10 protein-coding genes are annotated in these 12,447 nt (G+C 71.5%); 4 read left to right on the top strand and 6 right to left on the bottom strand.

Annotation, left to right across the window (positions count from 1 at the left end):
- Nucleotides 1-47: 47 nt before the first annotated feature.
- The gene (locus BUE48_RS22800) at nucleotides 48-3,308 is read right to left on the bottom strand and encodes an NACHT domain-containing protein (RefSeq protein ID WP_502694624.1); all 3,261 of its coding nucleotides are present in this window, start codon (nucleotides 3,306-3,308) and stop codon (nucleotides 48-50) included.
- 328 nt (nucleotides 3,309-3,636) lie between these two features.
- Between BUE48_RS22800 and BUE48_RS22795 the strand changes: the two genes are divergently transcribed.
- Nucleotides 3,637-4,362 (top strand): endonuclease/exonuclease/phosphatase family protein, encoded by a 726-nt coding sequence (locus BUE48_RS22795; protein ID WP_286990993.1) that lies wholly within the window; start codon nucleotides 3,637-3,639, stop codon nucleotides 4,360-4,362.
- A gap of 609 nt (nucleotides 4,363-4,971) precedes the next feature.
- Here BUE48_RS22795 and hypF read toward each other — a convergent pair.
- The 5 genes from hypF to BUE48_RS22770 are packed head-to-tail and all read right to left on the bottom strand — an operon-like array spanning nucleotide 4,972 to nucleotide 9,196.
- A complete protein-coding gene (gene hypF, locus BUE48_RS22790; protein ID WP_012854887.1) occupies nucleotides 4,972-7,296 on the bottom strand; it encodes a carbamoyltransferase HypF in 2,325 nt (774 codons plus the stop codon).
- Nucleotides 7,290-7,955: a D-sedoheptulose-7-phosphate isomerase gene (locus tag BUE48_RS22785; RefSeq protein WP_012854886.1), complete on the bottom strand. Its 666-nt coding sequence runs from the start codon at nucleotides 7,953-7,955 to the stop codon at nucleotides 7,290-7,292. The genes hypF and BUE48_RS22785 overlap by 7 nt, the downstream gene beginning before the upstream one ends.
- On the bottom strand, nucleotides 7,952-8,161 hold the full coding sequence (locus BUE48_RS22780) for a HypC/HybG/HupF family hydrogenase formation chaperone (protein WP_012854885.1): 210 nt from the start codon (nucleotides 8,159-8,161) through the stop codon (nucleotides 7,952-7,954). Before BUE48_RS22780 ends, BUE48_RS22785 begins: the two co-directional genes overlap by 4 nt.
- Nucleotides 8,158-8,769 (bottom strand): D-sedoheptulose-7-phosphate isomerase, encoded by a 612-nt coding sequence (locus tag BUE48_RS22775; protein ID WP_286990991.1) that lies wholly within the window; start codon nucleotides 8,767-8,769, stop codon nucleotides 8,158-8,160. The genes BUE48_RS22780 and BUE48_RS22775 overlap by 4 nt, the downstream gene beginning before the upstream one ends.
- Before the next feature lie 22 nt (nucleotides 8,770-8,791).
- Nucleotides 8,792-9,196, bottom strand: coding sequence for a PadR family transcriptional regulator (locus tag BUE48_RS22770; RefSeq protein WP_012854883.1), 405 nt, complete (start codon nucleotides 9,194-9,196; stop codon nucleotides 8,792-8,794).
- Nucleotides 9,197-9,313: 117 nt separating this feature from the next.
- Here BUE48_RS22770 and BUE48_RS22765 point away from each other — a divergent pair, with 117 nt between their 5' ends.
- From BUE48_RS22765 to BUE48_RS22755, 3 genes are all read left to right on the top strand, one after another.
- Nucleotides 9,314-9,850: a hypothetical protein gene (locus BUE48_RS22765; RefSeq protein WP_286990990.1), complete on the top strand. Its 537-nt coding sequence runs from the start codon at nucleotides 9,314-9,316 to the stop codon at nucleotides 9,848-9,850.
- A 654-nt stretch (nucleotides 9,851-10,504) separates the two neighbouring features.
- Entirely contained in the window at nucleotides 10,505-10,948 is a 444-nt protein-coding gene (locus tag BUE48_RS22760) for a hypothetical protein (RefSeq protein WP_012854877.1), read from the top strand.
- A gap of 238 nt (nucleotides 10,949-11,186) precedes the next feature.
- Nucleotides 11,187-12,224, top strand: a complete 1,038-nt coding sequence (locus BUE48_RS22755; RefSeq protein WP_286990989.1) for a BtrH N-terminal domain-containing protein — start codon at nucleotides 11,187-11,189, stop codon at nucleotides 12,222-12,224.
- Nucleotides 12,225-12,447: the final 223 nt, after the last annotated feature.

The raw sequence follows: 12,447 nt of genomic DNA, 5'->3' as shown, positions 1-12,447 counted from the left end.
CGGCGGCCCGCCGGAGCTCATTCCGGTGGCGGAGCGCCTAGTGGGGCTTATCTGATTTTCAGGCGGCGTCCCAGTGCTTCTCCGCCTCGTACGTCCTGGCCGGCGTAGATGTAGACGTTCACTCGCTGGTTTTGTGCCAGTGGAGACAGGTCGGTTCCAGGCGCGATTCCTTCGATGCAAAGCTTCTTGAGGCGGGGGAGGGAGGCCAGCGGACGCAGATCGGTGACGCCCGCGCAGTCGGTCAGCAGCAACTCTTCCAAAGCGGGAAGGTCCTGCAGCGGGGTCAGGTCGGTGATGGGGTTCTTTGACAGGTTGAGGTGCCACAGCCGGGTTTGGCCGGACAGTGGGCGCAGGTCGCTCACTGAAGACCCAGCGATTCGCAGATCCCGGATTTCGATCTCGGCCAAGGGGCCGAGATCGTGGAGCCAGTCGCATTCGGTGAGAATGAGCTCATTCACATTCGGGGCGGCGGCGATAAGCGAGCCAAGGCCTTCTTGGAGATGTGAACTGCTGAGCCCGAGCGACGTCACCGTATCGAGCGGAGGGAGTTGCCGCAGGCTGCGCAGTGCCCGGCACCCGTACATGCTCAGTGTTCGCAACTCGGTGAATTGCAGGAGAGGCGAGTAGTCTGTGACGTCCTTGCAAGTGCCCAGCCAGATTCTTTCGAGCGAAGGCAACTTGTCTAGGAACTTGAGATCAGTGAATCCGAGGGTTTCCAGGATGAAATGATCAGCCTTCGGCAGTTCGGGCAGCCGGACCTTGCCCATGTGCGACTTTGGGGAGTAGATCACTATTCTGTGAATAGAGTCGGCGCATCCGGTAAGAGGGCTCAAATCGGTCGGCCCGTCCAGGAGCAGTGCCAGCGTGGCGGGAGAAGGGGCCTTGCTGAGCGCGGCGAGCTGAGCAGAAGAACACAGCGAGAGGTATCCGCCCGGTGACCTGTTCGCCAAGACGCGCTCGGCGTACTCGTCAGGATCGAAGTATTGCCATGCGATGCTGAGCTCTTCCTGAACCTCGAAGCGTTGGTCGGTGGCATAGCGAGCCAGGACATCGAGGGCTTGGGGGCCGTTGATCAGCCAGGCCGTGCGGACGGTCGCTATGGCTGCGCTCTCCGACAGCCCTTCCAGGGTCTTTGGCAGACGAGCCAGCACCGGTTCCCCAGCGGTGGCCAGTGAACGCGCCATGGCCGAGGTACGCGGCGGGACGAGCTCATCCAGGCACTGGTCGAGAGCGGCGCGCAGGTCATCGGGGACAGCGGGAAGGGTCTCCAGGCACGCCACCGCCAGCAGCTTGAGCCGCCGGGCCTGCCGTGGTTCGGTTCGCGCCCGGTCGAGGATGCCGGTGATCAGTTCCCGGCGCAGCGGCTCGTTGGCATGACCCGCGGCCATCACGACGGTTTCGCGCCACTGGTCGCGGTGAGCGTTGCGGATGAGCAGGTCCATGTCGCCAAGGTCGGCGGCCTGCTTGGCGGCCAGGTATTCCTGGACGGTGCGGTGCACGAAGTCGATCCGGCCGGGCACCGGCTCGCGCAGCACGCCGCTGCGTTCCAGCAGCGCCTCCAGCACCGCCTCCGCCCCGGCCCGGACCTGCGGCATCGTGGCCAGGCGGTCGGCGATCAACCGCTGGACCATCGGCTTGGGCAGCTCGACGCGGTTGCTGGTGGACAGGTGCCAGGCCAGGTCCTGCAGGATGCGGATCTTCTGATCGCGTTCTAGGGGGACGGCGCGGGCGCTGGGAACGTTGCGCTGGGCATCCCTGGTCTCCAGGAGCATGTCCAACGCCGCGGCGTACAGGCCCATCCGGTCGCGGGGCAGGGCCTGACGGTCGAGGTTGAGGGCGCACAGCATCGCCGCCAGCAGCGGGGTCGCGGCCAGGGTCCGCAGGTGCGGGGCCGACTCCAGCCGGGCCAGCAACCGGGCCTCGTGAGCGGGGAGCCGTTCGGGCGGGCACGGCAGGTCGGCGCAGTCGCGGACGGCCTCGTGCCAATGCCGGACCAGGGCGCGCAGGTCGGCCGGGCCGAGCGGCTCCAGGAAGACGGTGCCGAATCCCTCGGCGCGCAGCCAGCCCGCCGCGGCGGCCGCGGGCCGGGAGGTGACCACGATGCGGATGCTCGGGAACTGGGCGACGATCTGCTGCAGCCACTGGCGGACGGCCGGCCGCTGGGAGTCGGTCACCTCATCGACCCCATCGACCAGCAGCAGGGCTCGGCCGGACAACAGCCGCCGGTGCACCCACCCGCGCGGCATGAGGCCGCTCAAGTTGCCGGCCACATCGTCGAGGTATTCCTCGGGACGCGGCAGCGCCTGACCCGCATGGCTGCGCAGTTTGATCAGGAACGGCACATGCCCGTTGAGCTCGGACAGCTCCCCGGTGAAGCCGCCGCGGGCGGCGGTGATGGCGAGCCAGCGCAGCAGGGTGCTCTTGCCGCCGCCGGCCTCGCCGCGGATGAGCACCCGCCGGTGGGCGCCCAGCGCCTGTTCCACACGGACGCTGCGGCCGTCGCGTTCGTCCGAACGCCAGTCGCTGATGGGGACCGCCTCGGCCTGGCGGGGGCGCAGCCGGTCCTCCGGGGAGGCGTTCAGGCTGATGTAGGCGACGCTCAGCGTGGTCTGCGGACGGGTGAAACGCTCGAACCGCACCCCGAACAGCTCTAGCCGGTCCAGGCTCTCGCTGATGAAAGCCAGGTAGCGGCGGGTGAACTCCGCGTCGTTCTCCTCGCCCTCCGGAGCGGTCAGCGACCGCACCGGGAGGCGGGCCAGCGCCGCCTCCACCTGCTCGGTCATCCGCGACAGCCTGCTCAGCGTCTCGGCGAGCGCCCGTGGCTCGAACTGCGGCAGGTGGATGAGGATGCGCGCCAGGCACTCGCAGCACTCCTCCAGCACCACCTCATACAGCCGCGCCCCGGCCTCGCCGAGCTGGAACTCCGCCTCCCGCGCCGGCAGCGTGCGGCGCAGCCGCCGGGCCAGCTTCACCGGGTCCATGTCGTCGGCCAGCAGCGCCTCATCCGACAGGTCGGCGCGCTCCAGGGTGAGGACGACCTGGTGCAACACGGCCTGGCGGTCCGCATCGTCCAGCCCGCCGAACTCCTGCCGGGCGAAGGTCAGCAGCCGCTCGGTCACCGCGTCGGCGACGGCCTCGAACTGCCGCTGGGTCTTCCGCCGCTTGATCTCGTCGGGAATCCCGGTCTTGATCAGCTCAACGAGATCCTTGGAGGCCGCCGCCCTGGCCGTCCGGCTCGCCAGCCACCGCCCGGCCACCAGCTGCGCCACCGCTCCCCCGACCCTCAGTGCGGCCCCCTCGACGGACACGGCACCCCCAATCCACTCGGAGGCACCAGTATCGCTGTAATCAGTCCTTTCGTATCGCCGGTGCTCTTTTTGGGTTGGCGTTCTTCCTCTTTAAGGCCTAGAGAATAGGGCGGACGAATAAGAGGGCTTTTCGTTCTGATGCCCGGACTGATGAGAGACGGCGGACCCATCCGAGAGCAGACCAGGTGATGCTCCTTCTCACCCGCACCGGTCTGCTGTCTTGGGCCGGACTGGCCGCCAACCCCGGCCGAGGGAACAGACGGCCGCGTACAGGCTGCCGCGTCCGAGGTGCGCCGGACGGCCGGAAAGCCGCCTAGCATGGCGAGCTGTGATCACGGTGGCCACCTGGAACGTTCTGCATCGCGTCCATGCCGAGAATTGGGGCGCGGAGGCCATCCCCAAGTGCTGGCCGAAGGAGCCGGAGCGGATCGCGGCGATCACCGAGTGGCTGGCCGGCCGCACCGAGCAGGTCATAGCCCTGCAGGAGGTCAGCGGCGACCAGCTGGCCGACCTGCGCCGGGCCCTGCCCGGCCGGACCTTTCACACCCTGCGCTACCCGCGCGTCCCGGCCCCGCGCCAGGGCTCCTGCCCGCTGAGCGACCCCGGCGAGCACCTGGTGCTGATGGTGAATGGAACGAGCCAATTCCGCAGCGCCGAGTCCTTCGGCAACGACCCGGGCAAGGGAGTGCTCGCCGTCCAGGTCGCCGAGACGCTCGTGATCGCCACCCACCTGAGCGGTGATCGGCGCCGCGTCCCCCAGCTGGCCCGCCTGGCCGAACTGGCCGCCGCCCACCCGGAACGCCCGGTGCTCCTGCTGGGCGACTTCAACACCGACCGCGCCACCGTGGCCTCCGGCCTGGGCGAAGGCTTCACCGTCGCCGCCCTCCCGCCCGGCTCCCCGCCGACCCGCCTGCACCGCCCGCACGCCGAAACGCACACCGTGGACCACGTGGTGGTACGCGACGCCACCATCGTCGACACCGCAGTGGAAAGCTCCGACGACCTGTCAGATCACAATCTCGTCCGCGCCGCCATCTCCTTCCGCCCCTCATGAACACCGCTCGGACCTGCGGACGCGTCGCCGTCGGACGGCGCTGATCGTCCTTATTCGTTGCCGGCAGACTCAGGTCCCCGGGCACCGGCGGCAGGCGACCCGGGTCGTCTCGGCCACTGGACGGATCTCTTTGGGAGCTCAGGTGATGGGCTCGACAGGCTCGTGGCCGACGCCGGGTTCTCGGGTGGGTCGGCCGGTGAGCCAGGACAGGTTGCGCTGCTCTCAGCGGCGGCTTTGCGGGTGAGGTTGTGCGCCCGGTTGGCGGTGTCCGCGAGCTCCTCGAGGTCATCACCTCCGAGCTGGAGGCCGACACACCGCTGCTGCGGGTCATCGTCAAGCGGATCCCGCACACCGGCCGCCCCCACAGCCTCGGCGAGGCCGAACGCCGCCTGGCCGAGCCGGGCCGCGCCTATCTGGTCCACCACCTCGCCCCTGGCGGAGCTCCGGCCCCTGGTGTTCCCGTCCATCTGCGTCCGCATCGCCCTGGACCGTCCACCCGGCATCGGCCGCACCGCTCTGCTCGACCACGCCCTCCGGGTGATCACCACGTGGTACCGCGGCCACCGGTGACCGCCGCGAAGAGCCCCGTTGATAAGGCCAGGAAGCGGTTCAGGACGAGCCGATGCGGGCGGCGGCGATCACGGCCTGGCCCAGGCTGATGCCGCCGTCGTTGGGCGGGACGCGCGAGTGCACCAGGACGCGGAACTCCAGGCGTTCCAGGCCGGTGACGACCCGCTCCAGCAGGGTCATGTTCTGGAAGACGCCGCCGGACAGGGCCACGGTGCGCAGCCCGGTGCGGTCGCGCAGCAGCTGGACGGCGTGGATGAGGGCGCGGGCCAGGCCGTTGTGGAAGCGGGCGGCGATACGGCCGTGGCCGACCCGGTTGGCCAGGTCGCCCACGGTGGCGCGGACCAGGTCGCCACCGCGGATGATCAGGGGCGGGCCGTCCTGGACGGTCACCGCATAGCCGCCGGTCTCATGGGGGTCCACCCGGCGTTCCAGCTCGATGGCGGCCTGGCCCTCGTAGCTGATGGCGTCCCGGCCGCACAAGATGGCGGCCACCGCGTCGAACAGCCGGCCCGCGCTGGAGGTGAGAGGGGCGTTGGTGCCGGTGCGCGCCAGCGACACCATCGCCGCCCACCGCTCGGCGTTGCGCCGCACCACCGCCAGGTCCGGCACGTCGTCCCCGTAGAGGGCGTCCAGGTAGGCCGCGGCCATCCGCCACGGCTCGCGGATCGCCGCCGTCCCGCCCGGCATCGGCACGGTCTCCAGATGCCCGGCCCGTTCGAAGTCCACCAGGTCGGCGATGAGCAGCTCACCGCCCCACAGCGTGCCGTCCGGGCCGTAGCCCAGGCCGTCCAGCGCCACCCCGATCACCGGGCCGGTCGCGCCGTTGTCGGCCAGGCAGGAGGCGATGTGCGCGTGGTGGTGCTGCACGGCCACCGGCTCGGCGTCGCAGTTTTCCAGGGCGTACTTGGTCGACAGGTATTCGGGGTGCAGGTCGTGCGCCACCACCTGCGGGCGGACGTCCAGCAGCCGGCAGAAATGCTCGATGCCCTCGGTGAACGACCGCAAGGTGGCGTAGTTCTCCAGGTCGCCGATGTGGTGGGAGACGAACGCGTGCGGCCCCTTGCCCACGCAGAAGGTGTTCTTCAGCTCCGCCCCGCAGGCCAGCACCGGACGCGGGAACGGCCGCTTCACCGGGATCGGCGCCGGCACGTACCCGCGGGAGCGGCGCACCGGCAGCACCCGCCCCCGGAACAGCCGCACCACCGAGTCGTCGGTGCGGACCTGGATGGGCCGGTCGTGCACCAGGAAGGCGTCGGCGACCGGCGCCAGGCGCTGCAGGGCGTCCTCATCCCGGTAGGCGATCGGCTCGTCCGACAGGTTGCCGCTGGTCAGCACGAACGGCCGGCCCAGCCGCCGGGCCAGCAGGTGGTGCAGGGGGGTGTAGGGCAGCATCACCCCCAGCTCCCGGGCGCCGGGCGCCACCGACTCGGCCACCGGGGCGTCCACCCGGCGGGGCAGCAGCACGATGGGACGGGCCGGCCCGGTCAGCGCCCGCTCGGCGCCTTCTTCCAGCCGCACCAGGGTGCGCGCCGCCGCCAGATCGGCCGCCATGATCGCGAACGGCTTGTCCTCGCGGTGCTTGCGGGCCCGTAACGCCGCCACCGCCCGTTCCAGGTCGGCGCGGACGGCCAGGTGGTAGCCGCCCAAACCCTTGATCGCCAGGATCTTGCCGTCGTGCAGCCGGCGGGCCGCGGCGACGATCGGGTCCCCCGCCAGCTGCCGTCCCGCGGCGTCCACCAGCCGCAGCGTCGGCCCGCACGCCGGGCAGCACACCGGCTGGGCGTGGAAGCGCCGGTCGGCGGGGTCGGCGTACTCGCGGGCGCAGTCGGCGCACATGGCGAAGCCGGCCATGGTGGTCCGGCACCGGTCGTAGGGCACGTCCCGGACGATGGTGAAACGCGGCCCGCAGTCGGTGCAGTTGGTGAACGGGTAGCGGTAGCGGCGGGCGGACGGGTCGGCGATCTCCGCCAGGCATGCGGCGCAGGTCGCGGTGTCGGCGGCCACCAGCGCCTGCGGCCATCCCGCGGTTTCGGGCGCCTGCTGCTTGGGGACGGCGGGCTGCGGGCCGGGGAGGCTGTCGATGATCCGAAAACCCCGCTCCCCGGTCGGCGCGGTGCGCTCGCTGGTGATCCGCTCGACCACGGCCAGCGGCGGCGGCTGGTGGGCCAGCGCGGCGGCGAACTCCGCCAGCGCCGGGGCCGACCCCTCGGCCTCGACGATCACCCCGCGGGTGTCGTTGCCGACGAACCCGGCCAGGCCGTACTTGCCGGCCAGCCCGTAGACGAACGGGCGGAAGCCGACGCCCTGCACCACGCCCTCGACGCGGATCCGCATCCGCACCAGGTCCTTCGGGTCGGTCAACATGCCGCCGCCCCGCCCTCCAGCGCCCGCTGAACCAGCTCCCACAGCACGTGCACCAGCGTCGACTGGGCCTCCTGGATGCGGTGCACCGACGCCGACGGCACCACGAACAGGTGCTCCACCGCCTGGGCCCGGGCCATCTCACCGCCGTCGTAGCCGGCCAGGCCGACGGTCACCAGCCCCCGCCGGGACGCCTCGGCCAGCGCGTTCAGCACATTGGCCGACCCGCCGCTGGTGGACAGCGCCACCGCCACATCCCCCGGCCGGCCGAGCGCGGCCACCTGGCGGGCCAGGGCCACCTCAAAGCCCACGTCGTTGGACAGCGCGGTGACGGCGGCCACGTCCTGCGACAGCGACAGCGCCGGCAGCGGGCGGGCCGGCGGGGGCGGGCTCATGAACAGCCGCGCCAGGGACTGGGCGTCGGTGCTGCTGCCGCCGTTGCCGAACGCCAGCAGCCGCCCGCCCGCCCGGAACGCCGCGGCCAGCCGCCCGGCGCAGGCCGCCAGCGCCTCGGCGTGCGAGCCGGCCAGCGCCCGGCGCAGCGCGACGATCTCCAGCGCTTTTTCAGCGGTCGAACGGCGCAGATCCGCCGCGACGTCCGCGCCGTCGCCGTCCCCGTAGAGGAAGGGGTAGAGGGTTTCGACCCCGTCCGTCTTCGTCATGACGCCCGCTCCGTCACCGCGATGGCCTCCTTGGCATGAACCAGCACCACATCGCCCGGCCGCACCTCGACCAGCGCCACGCTGACCTCCTGCGGCCCGGCCGCGGTGTCCACCACGGCCAGGTCGTCGTCCAGCAGGCGCCGCACCCGCGCCGCGACGGCCGCATCCGAGCAGGTCAGGCAGACCCCGTCCGGGCAGTCGCTCACCGTCGCCCCTCCGCGGCCGGCGAGGGGGCGCGTTCGAGGAACACCTGCACCAGCTCCCACAGCAGGTGGTAGGTCGTCACCTGCACTTCTTTGACGGTGCACGGGTCGCCGGAGCGGGCGAGCAGGCGGTGCTCCACCGCCTGCTCGGCTCCGATCGGCCCGCCGTCCCCGCCCACCAGCGCCACGGTGAGCGCCCCCAGGGCGGCGGCGGTCCGCAGGCCGTGCAGCACGCTCGCGCAGCGGCCGTCGGGGGACAGGCCGAGCGCGATGTCGCCGGCGGAGGCCAGCAGCCGAAGCTGGGCGGCGAACACCTCCTGCGGCCCGGCCGCGCCGGCGATCGCGCCCAGCGTGGCCGGGTCGGCGGCCAGCGAGACGGCCGGCAGGGCGCGCTTGCCGACGACCACCGGGTGGACGAACTCGATCGCCACATGCTGGGCGTCGGGCGCCGCCCCGCCTTCGCCGAACACCAGCAGCCTGCCGCCGTCCCGAAAGCGCCGGGCCATGTCCTCGGCGGCCCGCACCACCGCGTCCGCCTCGTCGGCGAGGGCGCGCCCCGCTTCCTCCCGCCGCGCGAACGCCTCCCGCACCAGGCTTGCCGCCGGCTCCATCACGCCCCCCTTTCCACCGCGTTCATGGCCGCACGATCACCGGTGAGCGGCCGCCGGACCGGGCCGGACCGCCGTTGAGCGGAGCCGGGAGGGAAGCTTGCGAAACTTTGCCCCACCGCCCCAGGCAGCGTTCGAGCACCTGGCCGAGCCGCGCCAGCCGTCCCATCCACGACTCCAGCTCGGCAGCCCCGTCCGGGGTCAGCTCATAGCGCCGCCGGGCCGGCCCGGAGTCGGACGGCACCCACGACGAGGCCACCAGCCGCTTGCGCTCCAGCCCCCGCAGCACCCGGTACACGTGGGCGGGCTCCACATCCTCCGCCCCCAGCCCTTCCAGCCGTTCGATCAGCTCGTATCCGTGCCCCGGACGCTCGAAGATCAGCAACAGCAGAAAGGGACGCAACAGACCACGTACCTCACTGCCTTCCATGCACCTTCCCCCGTCCGCTCCCCGTGAGATGGGAACAGATCTTCCCCTCTCCCCCCGCCCCGACACCCACCCCCTGCACAGCCCTCCCTCCCACCCCTGCCGTCTTTTTCCGCACCTTTGGCCCACCACGACCGTGTCTGCGAGATGCGGAAAAGACCGAGGCAGGCGGAGCGGGCGCGTTTCGATGGGGAGAACTGCACGACCGTCTTCACAGACATCGCGGAGTTCGGCGCGCGCATCCGCAACGAGGACCGCAGCCTGGTGCGCGGCATGCTGCTGGAGATGCCGGGGGAGATCTTCGGTGACCCACGGCTGGGCGGTCTGGAGGGCTGCGGTGACGAGTTCCTGATCATCGTGCTGCCCGGGGTGCCGACCAAGGCGGTGATGGAGGTGCTGCCGCACCGGCTGGCGAAGGCCATCCGGCGGCACAACCGGCGCGTGGCCGAGCCGGTCCGCATTCAGCTGCGGCTCGCCGTTCATGCGGGGCCAGTGGCCTCGGATGCCGCGTCCGGGACGGCCATCACCGAAGCGGCTCGCATCATGGAGGCCCGTGTCCTCGAGGACCGCATGACCGGAGAGGGCCGGGCTGGGAGTCATCGTTTCTCGGGCCGTCTTCGACCGGCGGAGGGCCGTGGGGAGCAGGCGGCGGAGTAGTGGCGTGGACGGCAGGTGGTGGCGTGATGCGGGAAGAAGCCGCCCAGGTGCTGGCCGAGCTGTGGGAGTAGTTCCCAGGGGGCAGGTTTGCCCGTCGACGTCTGGACGGTGGAGCACGCGGGTCGGTCAGAGGTTCGTCAGCACCGACAGCCCTGCTGTGCTGAGTGAACTGCTGGACGAAATCTACGGCGGGGAGACGAGCAGGAACTACTGGTAGGGCGTCTCTGAAGAACAGCGTCCGGTATGGGGGTAGGACGAGTCGGCGGTCCTGCCGGGGCCCGGGTGGCGGTCGGGATCGATGGCTGCTGTGGGAATCGGCTACCGGTTTGAGCGGGAAGCCTCGTGCGTGACCGGGAGGCCAAAGACCGATGGCGTGTCGGCCGCTGTTACGTGGGGGACTTGCTGGAAGGTCGCTTGGGCGTGAGCGGTGGGGCGGTGACGTTGCGCTGCTCCGGGGCGGGGGATGTCAGTGAGCTCCGCCACGGCGGAGGGTGAACTCCCAGGTCGGTGCGAGGGGCGGGGAGCGGGACGGCTGATCATGGGTAGCCGGGGTTCGTCCCCACTCCGGCCTGCGTGGTGCTGGGCCTTCCCCTGTTGTGGCTTTGATGAGACGGACGCTTTCCACCGAGCTCGAGGGCGGAGGGAGGCAGAGTCATGAGCATTCCGGCGTTCGACTATGACGGCTACTGGCGGGACGGTGACGGCGTGCGCGACAGCTCCCTTTGGCGGGAGCGGGGGCTGCACTGGCACTGCCACCTGTGGCGGGGGAACGCCTCCGAGTGCGAGGACGAGTCCGCGCGGCGCGATCCGTCCACCGACCTGCCGCCCAAGGAACTGGGCGACTGGCTGCGCAAACCCGCCCGGACCATCCGTCTTGTGGGACGCACCCCCGAGGAGGTGATGGAGTGGCTGCGCGGCGAGTGGACGGCGGTGCGGGACCAGCTCGGGCAGGAGTCCGCCGCGATCGATGAGGAGGCGCGGTTCGGGCGGGCGCTGTATGACCTGCGGCTCGGCCAGGCGGTGTGCTGGAGCGGCTGGCTGAGCGGCGCCACCTTCTGGCACGCCGCTGCGGTGCCCACGGAGTCCAACTGCCACTGAGCCGTTGCGGCGCGCCGTCTCCGCAGGGTGAGTCGGCATGGCGTCGAAGCCGTCGCCTCCGGCGCCTGGGGTCACGTGCCGGCAACTCTTTCCGCCGGCCGGTCGCGGGGCGTCGCCTTCGCCGTTCTCGGCGGCGTTCTGGCGCAAGTGGTCTCGACCGGCCGGACGCCCATGGCGACAATAGGCCGAATGTGATTCGGTTAGTGGGGCGCCGGAGGCACGTGGAGGGAGGTTGCCGGTGGCACCAGTGATGATCCGGGACTACCCGCACCGGCTCGGCGGGCACTGCGGGTCGGGCGCGCTGCGGGACCTGATCGAATGGGCCGGGCTCGGCTGGGGAGGGCCGCCCGGCGAGGCCCTGGTCTTCGGGCTCGGCGGCGGGCTGTCCTTCCACCTGATGCATCTTCCGGGGATGACCCCCTCCTTCTACCTCGGCGGCCGCAGCGCGGACCTGGAACTGGACCTGTGCCGCCGGCTGGGCATCGCCGTCGAGAAGCGCCAGACCGGCGACCCGGCCGAGGCCTGGTCCTGGGTCACCGCCGAACTGGACGCCGGACGGCCGGTCATGGTGTGGGCCGACATCATCCACCTGCCCTACCTGCGGGTACGGCTCAGCAACAGCCGCCACGACCTGGTCGTCGTCGGCTACGACGAGCAGGCGGGCATCGCCTACGTCGCCGACAACGACCGGGAGGACATCCAGCAGGTCCCCCTGGACGCCCTGGCCAAGGCCCGCGACTCCCGCGGCTTCCCCGGCCCCAACCGGCACGCCACCTTCCCCATGCGCTTCCCCGAGAAGCTGCCCGACCTGCTGCCGGTGGCGCGGGAGGCGGCCGCGTGCTCGGCGGCCAACCTGCGGGACGGCCGGGACGGGCTGCACGGCCTGCTGCCCGGCCGGGTCGGGTACACCGGCGGGCTGGAGGGCATCGAGCGGTTCGCCGCCGAGATCGCCCGATGGCCCGACGAACTCGACCCGGACGCCCTGAGCGGCGCCTACCGCGCATTGCGTGTCTTCATCGAGAAGGCCGGGACCGGGGGCGGGCTGTTCCGCCGGTTGCAGGCCGGGTTCTGCCACGAGGTCGCCGAACGCACCGGTGAGACGTCCTTCCAGGTGGCGGCCGAGGCCTACGACGCCTGCGCCGAGACCTGGAGCCGCCTGGCCGCCGCGGCCACCGCCTCCGAGCCCGACCGCGAGGAGATCGCGAAGATCGCCTCCGACCTGCCCGTGCTGGAGGAACGCGCGGCCCGCGCCCTGGCGGTGGCGGGCCAGGGCTGACCGGTGTGGAGTTCTCCCGCTCCCTGAAGCGGCCGGTCAAGGAGCCGCGGGGCCCGGTGGCCGCTCGACCGCGGCCCCAACCGGTGCCGCCTCGGCGGACGGATCCGGGTGTTACTGGGCTGCCGCGTGTCCTTTGCCGGCATGGCCTGAGTGATTTCCCGTGTCCTGCGCGGTTGGCCGTCTGACGTCCCGGTCATGTGCGGGGCCTTTGGTGACATGCCCA

Origin of the sequence: Thermomonospora sp. CIF 1 (genome assembly GCF_001896795.1) — a bacterium.
GTDB classification, from domain to species: domain Bacteria; phylum Actinomycetota; class Actinomycetes; order Streptosporangiales; family Streptosporangiaceae; genus Thermomonospora; species Thermomonospora curvata.
Note: the sequence above shows the minus strand (reverse complement) of the source record. Positions and strands in the feature narration are given on the sequence as shown.